The 18,224-nt window shown below is 67.0% G+C and carries 13 protein-coding genes; 1 reads left to right on the top strand and 12 read right to left on the bottom strand.

The features are described 5' to 3' along the window. The coding region (locus ACNQPB_RS03310) for a DUF2306 domain-containing protein (protein ID WP_498749043.1) at positions 1-530 on the bottom strand (530 nt) is incomplete at its 3' end. A 104-nt stretch (positions 531-634) separates the two neighbouring features. Between ACNQPB_RS03310 and ACNQPB_RS03305 the strand changes: the two genes are divergently transcribed. Further along, a complete protein-coding gene (locus ACNQPB_RS03305) occupies positions 635-1,303 on the top strand; it encodes a MerR family transcriptional regulator (protein WP_498749041.1) in 669 nt (222 codons plus the stop codon). A 64-nt stretch (positions 1,304-1,367) separates the two neighbouring features. Here ACNQPB_RS03305 and ACNQPB_RS03300 read toward each other — a convergent pair whose 3' ends face one another. The 11 genes from ACNQPB_RS03300 to ACNQPB_RS03250 form a co-directional block, all read right to left on the bottom strand. After that, the gene (locus ACNQPB_RS03300) at positions 1,368-2,453 is read right to left on the bottom strand and encodes an inositol-3-phosphate synthase (protein ID WP_498749039.1); all 1,086 of its coding nucleotides are present in this window, start codon (positions 2,451-2,453) and stop codon (positions 1,368-1,370) included. Positions 2,454-2,606: 153 nt separating this feature from the next. After that, positions 2,607-3,644, bottom strand: a complete 1,038-nt coding sequence (gene mgrA, locus ACNQPB_RS03295) for an L-glyceraldehyde 3-phosphate reductase (protein WP_498749037.1) — start codon at positions 3,642-3,644, stop codon at positions 2,607-2,609. Between the two features lie 94 nt (positions 3,645-3,738). Continuing rightward, entirely contained in the window at positions 3,739-5,499 is a 1,761-nt protein-coding gene (gene treZ / locus ACNQPB_RS03290) for a malto-oligosyltrehalose trehalohydrolase (RefSeq protein WP_498749035.1), read from the bottom strand. Positions 5,500-5,533: 34 nt separating this feature from the next. Then, a complete protein-coding gene (treY, locus tag ACNQPB_RS03285) occupies positions 5,534-7,846 on the bottom strand; it encodes a malto-oligosyltrehalose synthase (RefSeq protein WP_498749033.1) in 2,313 nt (770 codons plus the stop codon). Between the two features lie 2 nt (positions 7,847-7,848). After that, a complete protein-coding gene (glgX, locus tag ACNQPB_RS03280; RefSeq protein ID WP_498749031.1) occupies positions 7,849-10,137 on the bottom strand; it encodes a glycogen debranching protein GlgX in 2,289 nt (762 codons plus the stop codon). 115 nt (positions 10,138-10,252) lie between these two features. Continuing rightward, positions 10,253-11,842 carry an NAD(P)H-hydrate epimerase gene (locus ACNQPB_RS03275; RefSeq protein ID WP_498749029.1) on the bottom strand — a complete coding sequence of 530 codons (1,590 nt, stop codon included), beginning with the start codon at positions 11,840-11,842 and terminating at the stop codon, positions 10,253-10,255. A 15-nt stretch (positions 11,843-11,857) separates the two neighbouring features. Further along, positions 11,858-12,205 (bottom strand): holo-ACP synthase, encoded by a 348-nt coding sequence (locus tag ACNQPB_RS03270; protein WP_498749027.1) that lies wholly within the window; start codon positions 12,203-12,205, stop codon positions 11,858-11,860. A gap of 4 nt (positions 12,206-12,209) precedes the next feature. Further along, positions 12,210-14,102 carry a glutamine--fructose-6-phosphate transaminase (isomerizing) gene (gene glmS, locus ACNQPB_RS03265; protein WP_498749026.1) on the bottom strand — a complete coding sequence of 631 codons (1,893 nt, stop codon included), beginning with the start codon at positions 14,100-14,102 and terminating at the stop codon, positions 12,210-12,212. A 134-nt stretch (positions 14,103-14,236) separates the two neighbouring features. Next, positions 14,237-15,400, bottom strand: a complete 1,164-nt coding sequence (locus tag ACNQPB_RS03260; RefSeq protein ID WP_498749024.1) for a mannitol-1-phosphate 5-dehydrogenase — start codon at positions 15,398-15,400, stop codon at positions 14,237-14,239. Next, positions 15,400-17,421, bottom strand: a complete 2,022-nt coding sequence (locus tag ACNQPB_RS03255; RefSeq protein WP_498749023.1) for a PTS mannitol transporter subunit IICBA — start codon at positions 17,419-17,421, stop codon at positions 15,400-15,402. Before ACNQPB_RS03255 ends, ACNQPB_RS03260 begins: the two co-directional genes overlap by 1 nt. 57 nt (positions 17,422-17,478) lie before the next feature. After that, a complete protein-coding gene (locus ACNQPB_RS03250) occupies positions 17,479-18,198 on the bottom strand; it encodes a TetR/AcrR family transcriptional regulator (RefSeq protein ID WP_498749021.1) in 720 nt (239 codons plus the stop codon). Positions 18,199-18,224 lie beyond the last annotated feature (26 nt).

Raw genomic sequence — 18,224 nt, 5'->3', positions numbered from 1 at the left:
GTTCTCCGGGCGCCAAACCCCGGCGGGGGGGGTGAGGGGTGGCGGGGGGCGGGGGGCGGCCGTCGCCCGTTTCCGTTGGGCTGTCCGCGGAACAGGGACAGATAGACCGCCGCAACGGCGCCCGCCACCAGCACGGCCACGAACACGGCGCTGCCGGGATCCGTGGCCAGCAGCCGGGGAATCGCGCGGCCCGGTGCGGCAACGGCGAACGCGAAGGCGATGGCCGTGCCGATGTAGCTGCCCACCATGTTGCCCCTATGCGCTGGGATGTTCCGGCGGATCGCGCTGAGCAGGCCGAGCGTGACCGTCACGAGGGTGAAGGCGGACAGCCCGTGGAGCCAGGAGAAATGGCCGTCCGAGACAATCCAGAAGCTGCTCAGGCAGACATAGTACATTGCCGCGACCCACAGGTACCCCATGGTCCGGTGGATCCGGTCCCGACGGCGGCGAAGAATCTGGGCGGGGCCGATCACCAGGACGAACAGCGCGGCCACAACATGACTGACAAGAAGGACATTCCAGTGCTCCATGCCTTTAGGATAGGAGCACTATCCTATCCTTGTACATCAAGATAGTCCGGGCCGGATCAGCTATCCAACGGCCCCGGCCGGCGAGGTGGAGGCGCGGTGGAACAGTGCAGCTGAATGAACTCAGTGCCCGCAGCGGCGTCAGCGCCGCCAGCATCAAGTACTACCTGCGCGAGGGACTGCTCCGGCCCGGTGAGGCTGTCACAGCCACCCGTGCCCGCTACAGCGCAGGCCACCTTCGGCGCCTGGAGCTGATCCAGGCCCTGCGTCAGATCGTCGGGCTGGGAATCGAGCAGATCCGCACCATTGTGGCATTGGCCGACGGCGGTGCGCCGCGCCTGGAGGTGCTGGCCACGGTGCAGCGGGTGGTGTTGCGGCTGGAGCCGCACGGAGGCAGCAGCCGCGACGCAGGCGACGGGGGCAACAGCCGCGACAAGGGCGCGCGGCCGGGCGACGCCGTCGTGCACATGCGAGGCTGGCCGGATGAGGACAGCGACGCCAGGGAGGCCCTCGACGCCCAACTGGCGATCATGGAGGGGCTCGGTATCCCGTTGTCCGCGGAGATCCTCGACGCCTACAGCGGCGCCATGGACACCATCGCGGGCTTGGACCTGCAGCTCACCGCCGCGGCCGCCGACCTCGACCAGGCCATCCTGACGGCCGCCGTCGGGATGCACATGCATTCCCAGCTGCTGCTCAAGCTGCTGGCCCTTGCCCAGGCCAGCCATGCCATCCGGCGCTTCGAGGACCCTGACCAGGCAGGGCCCGGAGATTAAGCGCAAGGCGCTCCCCCGTTTGGTACGGGAGAGCGCCTTGCGTTGAATCGTTAGCGTTGAATCCTTAGCGTTCGATGTCGCCGCGGATGAAGGCCTCGACCTTTTCGCGGGCGAGATCGTCATTGAACTGCTCCGGCGGGGACTTCATGAAGTAGCTGGAGGCGGAGAGCAGCGGGCCGCCGATGCCGCGGTCCAGGCCGATCTTGGCCGCACGGATGGCATCGATGATGACGCCTGCGGAGTTCGGGGAGTCCCAGACCTCAAGCTTGTACTCGAGGGAAACCGGGGCATCACCGAAGTTGCGGCCTTCAAGGCGGACGAAGGCCCACTTGCGGTCATCGAGCCAGGCCACGTAGTCCGACGGGCCGATGTGGACGTCGTCGGCGTGGAGTTCGGCCTGGACGTTGGAGGTCACGGCCTGGGTCTTGGAGATCTTCTTGGACTCCAGGCGGTCGCGCTCCAGCATGTTCTTGAAGTCCATGTTGCCGCCGACGTTCAGCTGGTACGTGCGGTCCAGCGTGACGCCGCGGTCTTCGAAGAGCTTGGCCATGACGCGGTGCGTGATGGTGGCGCCGATCTGGCTCTTGATGTCGTCGCCCACGATCGGAACGCCCGCGGCGGTGAACTTGTCAGCCCATTCCTTGGTGCCCGCGATGAAGACCGGCAGGGCGTTGACGAAGGCCACGCCGGCGTCGATGGCGGCCTGTGCGTAGAACATGGCGGCTTCCTCGGAACCCACCGGGAGGTAGCAGACCATGACGTCGGCCTTGGCTTCGCGCAGGGCGGCGACGATGTCCACGGGCTCAGCCGGGGACTCGACGATGGTTTCGCGGTAGTAGCGGCCCAGGCCGTCCAGGGTGTGGCCGCGCTGCACGGTCACACCGGTCTCGGGGACGTCGGCGATCTTGATGGTGTTGTTTTCGCTGGCACCGATGGCATCGGCGAGATCCAGTCCGACCTTCTTGCCATCGACGTCGAAGGCGGCAACGAACTGGACGTCGCCCACGTGGTACGGACCGAACTCAACGTGCATCAGGCCGGGAATCGTGGCCTGGGGGTCGGCGTCGCGGTAGTAATGGACACCCTGGACCAGGGAGGCGGCGCAGTTGCCGACACCGACGATGGCAACGCGAATCGGATGTGAAGACACGGGACTCCTTAGAGAACTAAGCTCAGGTGCCGGACCCGGCCGGTTCAGTTCGACGGCGGTCACGGCACGGCGCCATTCGGCGCAATTTGCATTATACGCAACACAGGCGGGGCCGGCTTTGTTCCCGCCGGCCCCGCCTTTTTGTTGCAGGCGCTACTTCTGCGCCCAGAGATTGATGTCGGATTCGACGGCGAACTCGTCGATCGCCGTCAGCTCCTCCCGCGTGAACTCCAGGTTATTGATGGCCGCGAGGGTATCTTCCAGCTGCGCGACGCTTGAAGCGCCGACCAGCGCCGAGGTCACCGGCGAGCCCTTGGGCTGCTCGCGCAGGATCCAGGCGATGGCCATCTGGGCCAGGGTCTGGCCGCGGCCGTCGGCGATCGCATTGAGGCCGCGGACCCGGCTGAGCTTCTCCTCCGTGAGGGCCTTCTCGGACAGGAAGCGTTCCTTGGCCGCGCGGGAGTCCGCGGGGATGCCGTGCAGGTAGCGGTTGGTCAGCATGCCCTGGGCGAGCGGGGAGAACGCGATCGAACCGGCGCCCACCTGGTCGAGCGCCTCGTACAGGTTGGGCGAGCCGTTTTCGGTCCAGCGGTTCAGCATGGAGTAGCTGGGCTGGTGGATCAGCAGCGGCGTCCCCATGTCCTTCAGGATGCGTGCCGCCTCGAGGGTCTGCTCAGGGGTGTAGGAGGAGATGCCGGCGTACAGCGCCTTGCCGGAGCGCACGGCGTGGTCCAGCGCGCCCATGGTTTCCTCGAGCGGTGTCTCCGGATCCGGGCGGTGGCTGTAGAAAATGTCCACATAGTCCAGGCCCATGCGCTGCAGCGACTGGTCCAAGCTGGAGAGCAGGTACTTCCGGGAGCCCCACTCGCCGTAGGGGCCGGGCCACATGTAGTAGCCCGCCTTCGTGGAGATGACCAGCTCGTCGCGGTACGGCTTGAAGTCGTCCCTCAGGTGGCGGCCGAAGTTGGTTTCCGCGGAGCCGTCCGGCGGACCGTAGTTGTTGGCAAGGTCGAAATGGTTCACGCCCAGGTCAAAGGCGCGGCGCAGGATGTCGCGCTGCTCTTCGAAGCGCTTGTCGTCGCCGAAGTTGTGCCAGAGACCCAGGGAAATGGCGGGAAGCTTGAGACCGCTGCGTCCGACGCGGCGGTAGGGCATGGTGTCGTAGCGGGTGTCCGCGGCCACATAAGTCATACGTACCATCCTGCCACCGGCGCGCGGAGCGGGGCCGGGCTGTCCGGCATGTGGTCCTCACCACAGCGCGAGCGGCCAGTGATACCGTCTGGCCTCAAACGGTCCGTACGACGGCGGCCGCCTCGCCGGGGAGGGTCAGCGTCCCGTTTTCCAGCTCCGCGACTGGGTCCGTGGTCAGCAGCAGTTCGCCGTCGACGTCGGTGGACAGCGGTTCCGGGCCGAAGTTGCACACCACCCGCACACTGCCGCGGACCAGTTCCAGCCACCGTTCGTCCTCGTTGAAGTCCACATCGGTGGCTTCGAAGCCGCCTTCGCGGAGTTCCGGCGTCGTGCGCCGCAGCACGCCCAGGGCGCGGTACAGGGCGAGCAGCCGGGCATGGTCACCTTCCCCGGCCTCGTCCCAGTTGAGCTTGGAGCGGAGGAAGGTTTCCGGGTCCTGCGGGTTCGGGACCAGTGCCGGGTCCCAGCCCATGCGTTCGAATTCCTTGAGCCGGCCTTCCGCCGTTGCCTTGCCCAGCCACTCTTCCGGGTGGGATGTGAAGAACTGCCACGGGGTCGAGGCGCCGAACTCCTCGCCCATGAACAGCATGGGCGTGAACGGGGAGGTCATGGTGAGGACGGCGGCCAAAGCGAGGCGTCCGTAGGAAAGGGTGCCGCTGAGCCGGTCACCGGCGGCCCGGTTGCCGATCTGGTCGTGGTTCTGGTTGCAGACCACCAGCGCGGAGGGGTGGGCCAGGTCCTGGCGGATGGGCCGCCCGTGGTGCCGGGCGCGGAAGCTGGAGTAGCTGCCGTCGTGGAAGAAACCGTGCCGCAGGACCTTGGCCAGCGCGGCCAGGGATTCGAAGTCCGCGTAGTAGCCGGCGGTCTCCCCCGTGAGGTTCACATGCACCACGTGGTGGAAGTCGTCGCTCCACTGCCCCGCAAGCCCGTAGCCGTTGGCCTGCCGCGGGTAGATCAGGCGCGGGTTGTTCAGGTCGGACTCGGCGATCAACGTCCGCGGCATCCCGGTTTCGGCCTCGATCCCGTCCGCCACGATGGCCAGGTCCTCGAGGATGTGCACGGCGCGTTCGTCCCGGAGGGCGTGCACTGCGTCCAGCCGCAGCCCGTCCACGTGGTAATCCCGCAGCCACATGGCCGCGTTGTTCAGGATGTAGCGGCGAACCTCGTCCGAGCCGGGTCCGTCCAGGTTGACCGAGTCTCCCCAGGTGTTGCCCGGCCCGGACTTGAGGTAGGGCCCGAACTTCGGCAGGTAGTTTCCGCTGGGCCCAAGATGGTTGTAGACCACGTCCTGGATGACGCCGAGCCCAGCGGTGTGGGCGGCGTCCACGAAGCGCTGGTACGCGGCCGGCCCGCCGTACTGCTCGTGGACCGCGTACCAGAGCACGCCGTCGTAGCCCCAGTTGTGGGTCCCGTTGAAGGCGTTGACGGGCAGCAGCTCCACGTAATCGACGCCCAGTTCCACCAGGTAGTCCAACTTCCCGGCGGCCGCGTCGAGCGTGCCTTCAGGGGTGAACGTGCCGATGTGCAGTTCGTAGATCAGCGAGCCGCGCAGTCCGCGGCCGGTCCAGCCGGCGTCCTGCCACTGGTGCGCGCCGGCGTCGAACCCTGCCGAGGGGCGGTGGACGCCCTCCGGCTGCCGGCGTGAGCGCGGGTCCGGGAACGGTCCTTCCCCGTCCACCATGTACGCGTAGCTCACGCCGTCCCCGCCGTTGAACCCGGGCGCGTGCCACCAGCCGGCGGAGGGACCGGAGAGTCTCTCCATGCTGTACTCCCGGCCCTCGGACACGAGGCCCAGCGAGCCTGCGGAAGGCGCCCAGACGTCGTACGGGCCGGGCGCGGTGGCGTGTTGTGGCATGGTTCTCCCCCTGTAATCGATGTGGTCCAAAGGCTCAGCCGGCGGGCACCAGCAGGGCAACGGGATAGTCCGCAAGCAGTTGCCCGACGGCGGCCGCTCCGGCAGCGAAGGCCCGTCCCGTGAGTTCGTCGGTGCAGTCGAGCGGCAGCTCAACCACGGTGTCCCGCCAGCCGCCGTCGCGCTCGAGCCGCTTCGGCAGGCGGGTTGCCACGGTCACGGCTCCGCCGCCGTCGGCGCCCCGGTCAAAGGCGATGAGGTGGCCGGCCGCCGCCCCGGAGGCGGCCAGCGGGCGGTAACCGCCGAACAGTTCAGGCCTGCCGCGGCGCAACCGCAAAGCCCGGGAAACGAGCAGCAGCTTGGTGTCCTCGTCGGCGAACGCCGGGCGGGTGCCGCCGTCTAGCCGTTCCAGGGCGGCGACCCGGGCCGGGAAGTCGACCGGCCGGCGGTTGTCGGGGTCGGTGAGCGATCCGTCCCGGAACTCCGTGCCCTGATAGACGTCGGGCACACCGGGCATGGTGAGCTGCACGAGCTTGGCCGAGAGGGAGTTGGACCAGCCGTGCGGTTCCAGCTCCGCGACGAAGCCGGCCAGGGCCGCAGCCACCTCCGGCACGTCGAACGCGGCGTCGACGGCGGCGGCCAGGGCCGTCTCGAAGGCGGCATCGGGGTCGGTCCAGTTCGTGGAATTGCCGGCTTCCCGGGCGGCCTTAAGCCCAAACGCCTGGAGACGCTCACGGCTGGCCGGCCAGGCCCCGGCGATGGCCTGCCAGACGAGCACCGCGAGGGGTCCGTCCGGAATGGGCGCCACAGCCTGCACCCGGTCCAGGAAAGCCTCCCATTCCGGGACGGCCTCCGAGATGACGGAGATCCGTGCCCGGGTGTCTTCGCTGCGCTTGGTGTCGTGGGTGGTGAGGGTGGTCATGGACAGCGGCAGCCGGGATTGGCGGCGGGCCATGCGGCGGTGGAACTCCTCGGGCGCAACGGCCAGTTCGGTGGGGTCGGCGCCCACTTCGGTGAGGGTCCCCAGCCGTGTGTACCGGAAGAAGGCCGTGTCCTCCACGCCCTTGGCCATGACCATCCCGGAGGTCTGCTGGAAGCGGCGGCTGAGCTCCGCGCCCGTGTCCAGGAGCAGGGGAAGCAGATGCTGCAGGGCCGGCTCAAGCTCCGGCCTGGCCCGTCCGGCGTTCTCCACCGCCTCCACCAGGATGTCCTTGCCATGCGGAAGGTACGTCCGGTACACGGGGAAAGCGCAGATGGTTTCGGCCAGGGCATCGGCGACAACTGGTCGGGGGAACTCCGGGGTTTCCGGGACAAGTCTCGCCAGCCGCAGGATCTCCGAGCGCAGGATGCCGTCGGTGATGCGCCGCTTGGTGCCGTGGATCATCGCCTGGTAGTCCGGAGGGGCAGCGGCGTCGCGCAGGCGGGCGTCCAGGGCGTCGAGTCGCGGGCCGGCGTCGGGATCGACAAACAGCCGGTCGACGTCGGCGAGCGCGTCGTACCCGGTGGTCCCCTCGCAGTCGAAGGTCCCCGGCAGTTCCTCTCCCGGTTCCAGGATCTTTTCCACCAACACGTAAGCGCCGCCCGTTGCCTGCTTGAGCCGGGCCAGGTAGCCGGCAGGGTCGGCGAGACCGTCGGGGTGGTCCACCCGCAGCCCGTCCACGAGCCCTTCGCGGAACCAGCGGGTGATCTCAGCGTGCGCTTCCTCGAACACCCAAGGGATCTCCACCCGGACCCCGGCGAGGGTGCTGACGGCGAAGAAGCGGCGGTAGTTCAGTTCGGCGTCGGCCCTCCGCCAGCCGATCAGCTCGTAGTGCTGGCGTGCGTGGACCTCCCGCGAGCTGTCGCCGCGCGTGTGGCTGCCCTCGGCGAGCGGGAAGCGGTGCTCGTAGTACCGCAGCTCGCCGTCGGTGATTTCCAGCGTGTCCACATCGTCGTCGCTGCCCAGGACCGGGATCCGGAGTTTGCCGCCCGCCGCGTCCCAGTCGACGTCGAAGGCCTCCGCGTACCGCGAGGAGCGACCTTCCTTCAGCAGCGACCACCACCAGGCGTTCTGCGGCGGCGAAGCCACGCCCATGTGGTTGGGAACGATGTCCACGAGCACGCCCAGGCCGTTCTCCCTGGCTGCGGCGGCGAGTGCTGCCAGGCCCTCCGCTCCTCCGCGGGCCGGGTCCACGGAGGAAGGGTCGGTGACGTCGTAGCCGTGCTGGGACCCTTCCTCCGCGGTCAGGATCGGGGACAAATACACCCAGTCCACGCCGAGCGATCTGAGATAGCCGGTGAGCTCCGCTGCGTCCCCGAGGGTGACGCCGGGGCGGATCTGGAGCCTGTACGTGGAAACGGGTGCCTTCATGATTACCCTTTCGTGGAGTTCTTCCTCGGGGGCTTGCGTTCCGGTGCGGGTTTTTCCGGCGCCGGTTCCGCGGTGGAGCGCAGCTGCGGCGTCGACGGTGAGGTCAGGGAAGCCGTCTCCGAGGTTGTGGTCTGGGAGAGCGCGGCGAGGGAGGCGGCCACTGAATGGTCCGGTTCACTTTCCGGCGTGCTGTGGGCCCGGAGGACCACCAGGGCCTTGGCCCCCACGGCGAGCAGCGATTCCGCCGCGACAGGTTCGGCGTCGGCGTGGCCGCCGGCCGTATCGATGATCACGTCCCACTTGGGCGCGTACTCGTCGGAGGGCACCCGGAAGCCGACTTCGTCGTCGTGGGCGTTGAAGTACAGGAGGAAGTTCACGTCCGTGATGCGCCGGCCTTGGTTGTCCCGGCCCCGGATGCCGTCGCCGTTAAGGAACACGCCCACCGAGCGGCCGAAGCCGCTGTCCCAGTCCGACGGCGTCATGGTGCTTCCGTCGACGTCGAGCCAGACGATGTCCGGCAGGCGTTCGCCCTCCCCGCGGAGCGCCGGGCGGCCGTCGAAGAAGCGGCTGCGCCGGAAGGTGGGGTGCTTGGCGCGCAAGGCGCTCACCGCGGCGGTGAATTCCACGAGCGGCTGGTCCACGCTGTCCCAGTTGATCCAGGTCAGTTCGGAATCCTGGCAGTAGGCGTTGTTGTTGCCCTGCTGGGTCCGGCCTAGCTCGTCGCCGTGTGTCAGCATGGGCACGCCTTGGGACAGCAGCAGGGAGGCGATGAAGTTGCGCTGCTGCCGGGCCCGCAGGGCCAGGACCTTCGGGTCCTCGGTGGGGCCCTCGGCGCCGCAGTTCCACGACCTGTTGTGTGATTCGCCGTCGTTGTTGCCTTCGCCGTTGGCCTCGTTGTGCTTCTCGTTGTAGGAGACCAGGTCGGCGAGGGTGAAGCCGTCGTGCGCGGTCACGAAGTTGATGGAGGCCACGGGCCTGCGCCCGGAGTGCTCGTAAAGATCGGCCGAACCGGTCAGCCGCGACGCGAACTCGCCAAGGGTTGAGGGTTCGCCGCGCCAGAAGTCACGCACGGTGTCGCGGTACTTGCCGTTCCATTCGGTCCATTGCGGGGGGAAGTTGCCCACCTGGTAGCCGCCGGGCCCGACGTCCCAGGGTTCTGCGATCAACTTGACCTGTGACACCACAGGATCCTGCTGGATGAGTTCAAAGAAGGACGACAGCTTGTCGACGTCGTAAAACTCCCGCGCCAGGGTCGAAGCAAGGTCGAAGCGGAAACCGTCCACGTGCATCTCGGTCACCCAGTACCGCAGCGAATCCATCAGCAGCTGCAGGGAATGCGGGCTGCGGACGTTCAGGGAGTTTCCGGTGCCGGTGTAGTCCATGTAGTGCTTCAGGTCGCCTTCGACCAGCCGGTAGTAGGCGGAATTGTCGATGCCCTTGAAGGAAAGCGTGGGCCCCAGGTGGTTGCCTTCGGCGGTGTGGTTGTAGACCACGTCCAGGATCACTTCGATGCCGGCATCGTGCAGGGAACGCACCATCGCCTTGAAGTCCTGGACCTGCTGGCCGGTGTCGCCCTTGGAGCTGTAGCCGTTGTGCGGGGCGAAGAAGCCGATGGTGTTGTAACCCCAGTAGTTGTTCAGCCCCCGGTCCTGGAGGATGCCGTCGTTAGTGAACTGGTGGACCGGCATGAGTTCGATCGCGGTCACGCCCAGCTTCTTCAGGTGGGCGATCACCGCGGGATGCGCGACGCCGGCATAGGTGCCCCGCTGCTCTTCCGGAACCTCCGGGTGCAGCTGGGTCAGCCCCTTGACGTGCGCTTCGTAAATGACGGACTTGTGGTACGGGATGCGAAGCAGCTGGTCGCCAGCCCAGTCGAAGAACGGGTTGATGACGACGCCGAGCATCATGTGCGGTGCCGAATCTGCGTCGTTCCGGGAGTCGGGGTCGCCCATGTTGTACGAGAACAGTGCAGGGTCCCAGTCGATCTGGCGGTGGACCGCCTTGGCGTAGGGGTCCAGGAGGAGCTTGTTGGGGTTGAAGCGGTGCCCGGCAGCAGGATCGTAGGGGCCGTGCACCCGGTAGCCGTATTTCTGGCCCGGCTGGACCTGCGGCAGGTAACAGTGCCACACGTAGCCATCCACTTCGCTGACGTCCACGCGCACTTCCGCGCCGTCGTCGCCGATCAAGCAAAGCTCGACCCTCTCCGCGTTTTCACTGAAGAGCGCGAAGTTGGTGCCGCTGCCGTCAAAGCTCGCGCCTAACGGATAGGCCGTTCCGGGCCATACTTCCATGGTTCTCCTTTGCCTGGCGGACGCCGAAGCCGGGCCGTCGGGCTCGGCTGCAGCGATGTGCCAAACTAACACGCCGGAGTTACGGGCGCGCGCGCCGCTCGTAACCCAGGGCCCGTTATCCGGGATTCTTTTTCCGGAGGCCTCCCAGCACCCCGGGTAGCCCGCCAAGGATTGCCCGGGCCGTCAGCGGCCCGCCTCCCGACGCCCGGCTGCCTGCCCGCCCGTGCAGGCTGGCCGCCACCGCCGCCACTGCGGCCCAGCGGTCCTCCGGGACGATTCCGAGGGCCGCGAAAGGCCCGTCGTCATCCATGGCTGCTTCGGCATATTGCGCGGACAGCGAACCGAGCACCCCGGCCAGCACGTCCCCGCTGCCGGCCGTTGCCAGCCACGGTGTGCCTTCCGACTGGCTGAACACCGTGCCCGACGGCGATGCCACCAATGTCGTGGCGCCCTTGAGGAGGACGGTGGCACCGCTGTCCGCGGCGGCCAGGCGGGCAAAATGCAGCGGCCGGGACTCGACGTCGTCCCTCGTCACGGAGGTTTCCCCGCTGACGGTTTCGCGCTGCGAAAGGAACCCGGCCAGTTCACCGGCATGCGGGGTGAGGATCCAGTTGGCAGGGCAGCGGGCCGGCAGCAGCCCTAGCGCTCCGGCGTCGACGACGGCGGGCTGGCCGGCTGCCAGGGCCGCCTCCAAGGTGTCCCTGGCCCGCTGGAGCTGGCGGTTGTCGGCGTCCCCACCCGGCTCCGGGCCGGTGCTTGGAAGTCCAGGGCCCAGCAGCCACGCTTGGACCCGGCCGGGGCTGCCCACCTCCACGATCGCTTCGGGCACGCGCGCCAGCACCTGCCGTGCCACGCTTTCGGGTCCGACGTAGCGCACCATCCCTGCCCCGGACACGGAGGCGCTTTCCACCGAGAGCACCGCGGCGCCCGGGTAGCGTTCCGAACCGGCCACCACGCCGAGCACTCCCCTGCTGTATTTGTGCTCCCGGCGGCCGGGTGACGGCAGGAGCGCAGCCAGGTCGGCGGCCTCGAGGCGGCGGAGCGAAGCTTCCGGCAGCCGCTCCTCGATGCCGATCCGCACCAGTTCGGCCCGCCCGGCGCAGCCTTCGCCGGGGTCGGTGAGCAGGCCTGCCTTGGTCCCGCCGAAACTGACCGTCACGTCGGCCGGCAGCACGGGCCAGTGCACTTCGCCGGTATCCGCATCCACCCCGCTCGGGATGTCGCAGGCCACCACCAGCGCAGGCTTCAGTTCCTGGAGCAGGGACACCAGCTCGGCCGCGGCTCCGCGCAGGCCGCCCCGGGCTCCGGTGCCCAGCACCGAATCGATGATGGCGTCGTCACCGGCCGCCAGGACGGCGAGCTCTTCGACGTTGTCCGCAGCGAGCCGGAACGTGCGGCCGCCGGCCGCGAGGAAGGCGGCCAGCGCCGCCGGGTGGGCACCATCCGCGGTGAGCACCGCCGTCGTACGCATCCCGCGGGCCGCGAGTTTCGCCCCGGCGAACAGACCGTCGCCGCCGTTGTTGCCCTTGCCCGCCAGCACGGTCACCCTGGAGCCGTAGGTCCGCCGCCCGCGGCTTCGCAGTTCGCGGACGACGGCGGCTGCCAGACCGTGGGCGGCCCGCTGCATGAGAACAGCGCCCTCACCGGAGTCCAGGAGCGGTTGTTCCGCTTCCCTGACCTGTGTTCCGGTGAAGGCGCTGATCATCGAGGTGTGTTGTTGTCAGCCTTCGGCAACGACCATGGCCGTGGCGATGCCGCCGTCGTGGCTTATGGACAGGTGCCAGCGCCTGACACCCTTGGCGTCGGCCACTGCCAGGACCGTGCCCTGGACCTTGACGGTGGGGCCTTTCTCGTCCAGGCCGATCCAGCAGTCCTGCCAGTTCATGCCTGCCGGAGCTCCGAGGACCTTCGCCACAGCCTCCTTGGCCGCAAAACGGGCGGCCAGGGAGCGGACATGGAGCTCCCGCTCAGCGGGCACGAACAGGCGGTCCCGCAGGCCCGGAGTCCGTTCCAACTGCCGTCCGAAACGTTCGATGTCTACGACGTCTACGCCGATGCCAACAATCATGCGGCTATTCTACGGTCACGCTCTTGGCGAGATTGCGAGGCTGGTCCACGTCGTAACCCTTGGCCCCTGCAAGCTCCGCGGCAAAGATCTGCAGCGGGACCGTGGTCAGCAGCGGCATGAGCAGCGTGGGCGTCTCCGGGACGTAGAAAACGTACTCGGCGTAGTCCTTGACCGACTCGTCGCCTTCCTCGGCGATCACCAGGGTACGGGCACCGCGGGCGCGGACTTCCTGGATGTTGCTGACCACCTTGGAGTGCAGGGAATCCCGGCCGCGCGGGGAAGGGACCACCACGAAGACCGGCTGGCCTTCGTCGATCAGGGCAATCGGGCCGTGCTTGAGCTCGCCGGCGGCGAAGCCTTCCGCGTGGATGTAGGCGATTTCCTTGAGCTTCAGCGCGCCTTCGAGGGCAACCGGGAAGCCGACGTGGCGGCCCAGGAACAGCACGGACTTTTCGTCCTTCATGCTGCGGGCGAGTTCACGCAGTGGGCCCGCGGAGTCGAGGATCTTCTGGATCTTCGCGGGGATCTTGCCGAGGTCCGCGAGGACATCCTTGATCTGGCCGCTGAAGATGTTGCCGCGCAGCTGGGCCAGGTACAGGCCGAGCAGGTAGGCGGCGGTGATCTGGGCCAGGAACGCCTTGGTGGAAGCCACGGCGATTTCCGGGCCGGCGTGGGTGTAAAGCACGGCGTCGGACTCACGCGGAATGGTGGAGCCGTTGGTGTTGCAGATGGAGATGGTCTTGGCGCCCTGTTCGCGGGCGTAGCGGACGGCCATGAGGGTGTCCATGGTTTCGCCGGACTGGCTGATGGAAACCACCAGGGTCTTGGCGTCAACGATGGGATCGCGGTACCGGAACTCGTGGGCCAGCTCCACCTCGGTGGGGATGCGGCACCAGTTCTCGATGGCGTATTTGGCCACGAGGCCGGCGTAGGCTGCCGTGCCGCAGGCCAGGACGATGATCTTGTCGACCTGCTTGAGCAGCTCCGGATCGATGCGGATTTCATCGAGGGTGAGCTTGCCGTTGAGGTCCGAACGGCCCAGGAGGGTCTGCGCGACGGCGTCGGGCTGGTCGTTGATTTCCTTCTCCATGAAGGAGCTGAAGCCGCCCTTTTCGGCGGATGCCGGGTCCCAGTCGACGGTGTATTCCTTGCCTTCAGCAGGGGCACCGAAGAAGTCGGTGATGTCCACGGAGTCGGCGGTAATGGTGACGATTTGGTCCTGGCCGAGCTCGACGGCGCGGCGGGTGTAGTCGATGAAGCCCGAGACGTCGGAGCCGAGGAAGTTTTCGCCTTCGCCAAGGCCCACCACGAGCGGGGAGTTACGGCGCGCGGCGACGACGACGCCGGGCTGGTCGGCGTGCACGGCCAGCAGGGTGAAGGCACCCTCGAGCCGCTGGCAGGCAAGCTGCATGGCCTCGGTCAGCGATCCCTTCGAGGAACCGTTGCTGAGCTGGTTGCGGAAGATGTCGCCCAGCAGCGCGGCAGCAACCTCGGTGTCGGTTTCGGAGCTGAATTCGACGCCCTTGGCCAGGAGTTCCTGCTTCAGTTCGGCGAAGTTCTCGATGATGCCGTTGTGGATCACGGCCAGGCGTCCGCCGTCGGCCAGGTGCGGATGGGCGTTTCCGTCGGTGGGGCCACCGTGGGTTGCCCAGCGGGTGTGCCCGATTCCGGTCAGGGATTCAGGCAGCGGCTTGGCTTCGAGTTCGCCAAGGAGGTTTGCGAGCTTTCCCGCTTTCTTGCGGGAGGAAATGGCGCCGTCGGCGACTACCGCCACGCCTGCCGAGTCGTAGCCGCGGTACTCCAGGCGGCGCAGGCCTTCGAGGACAACGTCCAAGGCTCCGTGCCCGGCGTCTGCCGGACGGGACGAATTACCAACATAACCAACGATTCCACACATGGACACAAGCCTAACTGTTCTCGGGGACAACGGAGGTGGGATGTCAGGCGAATGTGACGCACACGCCGCGTAATGGGCGCGCAAGGATGCGGCCCTCTCCGGTTGCTCCGGGGAGGGCCGCACCATTGCTGCCGCTAAGAGGGAGAGTCCTCAAGCTCCGCCTTGCGGTCTGCGACCACGCGAAGGAGGTCACCGTGCAAGGGATGCTCGGCCCCGATGCCGGTGATGTACTTCGTTGCCTCGGGGGCACTCATCCTGGAGACGATCGAGGCCAGTTCCTTGGCCTCCTCGTCAGCGCCGTCGTCGAAGCGAAGGGCGGCGGCCATCGCATCAAGCAGGGCCACCGGGGCAATGCCACGTTCGGCAAGTTCCGCGGCAGGGCCGACGAAGCGCTCATGCCGCCCTAGCTTCCGCAAGGGTGCGCGCCCCACCCGGGCCACCGTGTCCGGCAAATGCGGGTTGGTGAAGCGGGACAGGATCTTCTGTACATATGCTTCCTGCTCGGCCGCGGCGAAACCGTGCTTGGCCACCAGCAGGTCCTTGGTTTCGTCAAGCACGGCCCGGACCTTCGCGGCCACGGTCGGATCGGCCATGGCGTCAGAGATCTTCCCGAGTCCTGCCGCGTAGCCGAAGTATGCCGCCGAGGCGTGCCCGGTGTTCACCGTGAACAGCTTCCGCTCGATGTACGGGCCCAGTTCGTCCACGAACGTCGCCCCCGGGATCACCGGCGCGTTGCCGCCGAACGGTGTGCGGTCAATGACCCACTCGTGGAAGGTCTCCACCGTGACATCCAGGCCTTGGCCCGGTGCCTGGTTGGGGACGATCCGGTCCACCGCGGTGTTGGCGAAAACAGCGACGGCGTCCAGGTCACCTGCGGAGTCGTCCCAGGCCGCCCGGACCTCCCCGCGAAGGAGGTCCGTGGCGTTGATGGCGTTCTCGCACGCCATCACCTGCAACGGCGGCAGCGACGCCTTCCGGGCCGCAAGCCCGCGGGCGATCACCGGTGCCACGAACTTCAGGATGTGGGGGCCGACCGCCGTGGTGACCACATCCGCCGTCGAGATCTCCTCGACAACGGCGGCTTCCTGCGTGCCCGAGTTGAGCGCCCGGAACCCGCGAACGGTCTTGGCCGCCGGGTTCTCGCCGACTTCGTGCACCTCGTAGCTGTCTGCGGATGCGAGCTGGCTGATCAGGGCGTCCGCGACATCCGCGAACACCACCTCGTAACCGGCCTCGTGCAGCAACAGCCCCACGAATCCGCGCCCGATGTTGCCTGCCCCGAAATGGACTGCCTTCACTATGCGTTGACCTTTCCGAACAGTTCCAGGATTTCCTCGACCGTGGCGGCTTCCTCCAACTGGGCCACCTGTGCCTTGTTGGTGAAGATCTTGGCGATGGAAGCCAGGATGTGGAGGTGTTCATTGTTGAGGCCGGCCACGCCGACCACGAACTTCACCTGCTTGCCACCCCAGTCGATGCCTTCGGGGTAGCGGACAATTGACACCGCCGAGTGCTTGATGTGCTCCTTGGCGTCGTTGGTGCCGTGCGGGATCGCCAGGAAGCTTCCCATGTAGGTGGACACGGATTCCTCGCGTTCGTGCATGGCCTGGACGTAGGTGGTATCCACGGCGCCGCGGTGCAGCAGGAGCTTCCCGGCTTCGTCGATGGCGGCGTCGCGGTTACGTGCCGTTCCGTCCAGGATCACGCTTTCGGGTAGCAGTACGCCCTTGCCCACGACGGCGGCAGCCGGTTCCGCGGCGTGCGCACCTTGGGCCGGTGCGGCCTGGGTCTCGAGTGCTCCGTCGGGGTGGGCAGCGGCCGGGCCTTCGGTGTTGCTGGTCTTCACCAGCTCGACGATCTCGTCGTACTTCGGGCTGTTCATGAAGTTGTCCACGGAATAGTGCACAGCGCTGCTCGTCCTCGGCTGGGCCCGCTCTGTGAGGTCTTCATGGGTGACCACCACGTCGTAGGTGTCAGTCAGGCTGGCGATGGCCGAGTTCGTGACCTTCACGTCCGGGAAGCCTGCGGCCTTGATCTTGTTGCGCAGCACCGAGGCTCCCATGGCGCTGGAGCCCATGCCGGCGTCGCAGGCGAACACGATGTTCTGGACCGGGCGGGTCAGGACTGCCACGTCGCTGCGGTCGCTAAGGCTGTCTCCGACAAGGGCCGAGGAGACGGAGCTCTTCTTGCCTTTCATGGCTTCCATCCGGGACGTGGCGGCTGCGAGGTCGTCCTCGCCCTTGTCCTTCGACGTGCGCAGGATCAGGGAGGCGATCAAGAAGGAAACCGTAGCTGCGAGCACCACGGAGAGGATCACCCCGACGTAGCTGCCGCGGGCGGTCTGGGCGATCACGGCGATGATGGAACCCGGGGCAGCCGGAGCAACCAGGCCGGAGTTGGTGATGGCAAGGGTCGCGATTCCGGTCATGCCGCCGGCAATGGTGGCAAGGATCAGGATGGGCTTCATCAGCACGTACGGGAAGTAGATCTCGTGGATGCCACCCAGGAACTGAATGATCGCAGCCCCGGGAGCCGATGCCTTGGCGGCGCCGCGGCCGAAGAACGTGTAGGCCAGCAGGAGGCCCAGTCCGGGGCCGGGGTTTGCCTCGAGCAGGAACAGAATGGACTTGCCCTGGTCCAGGGACTGCTGGATGCCCAGCGGGGTGAGCACGCCGTGGTTGATGGCGTTATTGAGGAAGAGGACCTTGGCCGGTTCGATGAAGATGCTGGTCAACGGCAGGAGACCGCTGCTGACCAGGAACTGGACAACACCTCCCGCACCAGCGGTGAATGCCTTGATCACGGGCGTGAGGCCATAGAAGCCGAGCAAGGCCAGCAGGGCGCCCAAGATTCCGGCGGAGAAGTTGTTTATCAGCATTTCGAAACCGGGGCGGATCTTGTGCTGCCAGAGGCTGTCCAGCTGCTTCATGATCCAGCCGCCCAACGGGCCCATGATCATGGCGCCGATGAACATCGGGACGCCGGTGCCGACGATGACACCCATGGTGCCGATGGCACCCACAACGCCGCCGCGGACGTCATAGACCATCTTGCCGCCCGTGTAGGCAATCAGTAGCGGAAGAAGGTAGTTGACCATCGGCCCGACGAGCCCCACATTGGGAACTCCCTCGGCGTTGGTGCCGAAGCCGCCAAGCTCCGGGACGGGAAACCAACCTACCTTGATGAAAAGTGCGGTGATGAGGCCCCAGGCGATAAAGGCGCCGATGTTGGGCATGATCATGCCGGACAGGAATGTTCCGAACTTTTGGACGCGAACGCGCAGGCTGGTCCGGGGCTTTGCAACGGTCTCTGTTGCCATGTTGATTCCTAACGGTATCCCGCGACGGCGCGGGTCAGTCGGTGCAGAAGGCAGCGCTTAGCTGCTGGAAATGCGGTGAAGCCACTCAAGGAAGAGCTTCAGTTCAGAGCTGGACAGTTGGTCCGAATGCGAGGCCTGCAGTGCCGCATTCAGGGCGATTGCCGCAACAACCACGGAGGACTTACCGGAGTCCTCCGCTGCGGCGCCACGGGCGGTTTCCGTGGAGACGGCGAAGATCATGGAATCCCGGGTCATCGTTGAGAGCTCGAGGTTCCGGTCTTCCGCCGGTTCGGAGATGAGCATGAGCGTGACACCCACGTTGGCTGCGAGGATGCTTCGTGCCGCTTCGCGGGGCGGCACGTTGATCTGGCCGGCGATCGCGGCCTTGTTCAGCATTTCTTCCAGGAGCCCCTCGGCGTCAGCCACGACGGCCGGGCGGCTTTCCGGCCTGATGTTGCCGAACATCACCAGGTACAGATGGGGCTGGGCAAGTCCGAACGCCACGTGGTTGTCCCACATCCGCCGGATGTCCTCCAGTGGTTCCCCGGAGGGTGCAAAGTCGCGCTCCCCTGCCACGTACTCTTCAAAGCCGGCTGACACAACAGCGTCGAACAGACCTTCTTTGTCGCCGAAGTGGTGGTAGAGCGTGGGTGCCGTGACCCCGGCCAGCTTGGTGATCTGGCGCGTTGAGACCGCTGACCCTTCCGAATTCGCCAGCAATTCGGCTGCCGCGCGGAGCAGCCGGACTTTGGGCGGAAGCTGGTCATCGAAACTCATAGCCGCTACCCTAGCATCTATAGCGA

This window comes from Curtobacterium sp. LFS079, from assembly GCF_047977865.1.
Taxonomy (GTDB): domain Bacteria; phylum Actinomycetota; class Actinomycetes; order Actinomycetales; family Micrococcaceae; genus Arthrobacter.
This window is presented reverse-complemented; position numbering and strand designations above follow the sequence as displayed.

What these genes read in the sequence shown, in the direction of transcription:
- mgrA (WP_498749037.1), bottom strand. Translation starts at nt 3,644, where the DNA reads ATGACTTATGTGGCCGCGGACACCCGCTACGACACCATGCCCTACCGC.
- treZ (WP_498749035.1), bottom strand. Translation starts at nt 5,499, where the DNA reads ATGCCACAACACGCCACCGCGCCCGGCCCGTACGACGTCTGGGCGCCT.
- treY (WP_498749033.1), bottom strand. Translation starts at nt 7,846, where the DNA reads ATGAAGGCACCCGTTTCCACGTACAGGCTCCAGATCCGCCCCGGCGTC.
- glgX (WP_498749031.1), bottom strand. Translation starts at nt 10,137, where the DNA reads ATGGAAGTATGGCCCGGAACGGCCTATCCGTTAGGCGCGAGCTTTGAC.
- ACNQPB_RS03275 (WP_498749029.1), bottom strand. Translation starts at nt 11,842, where the DNA reads ATGATCAGCGCCTTCACCGGAACACAGGTCAGGGAAGCGGAACAACCG.
- ACNQPB_RS03270 (WP_498749027.1), bottom strand. Translation starts at nt 12,205, where the DNA reads ATGATTGTTGGCATCGGCGTAGACGTCGTAGACATCGAACGTTTCGGA.
- glmS (WP_498749026.1), bottom strand. Translation starts at nt 14,102, where the DNA reads ATGTGTGGAATCGTTGGTTATGTTGGTAATTCGTCCCGTCCGGCAGAC.
- ACNQPB_RS03255 (WP_498749023.1), bottom strand. Translation starts at nt 17,421, where the DNA reads ATGGCAACAGAGACCGTTGCAAAGCCCCGGACCAGCCTGCGCGTTCGC.
- ACNQPB_RS03250 (WP_498749021.1), bottom strand. Translation starts at nt 18,198, where the DNA reads ATGAGTTTCGATGACCAGCTTCCGCCCAAAGTCCGGCTGCTCCGCGCG.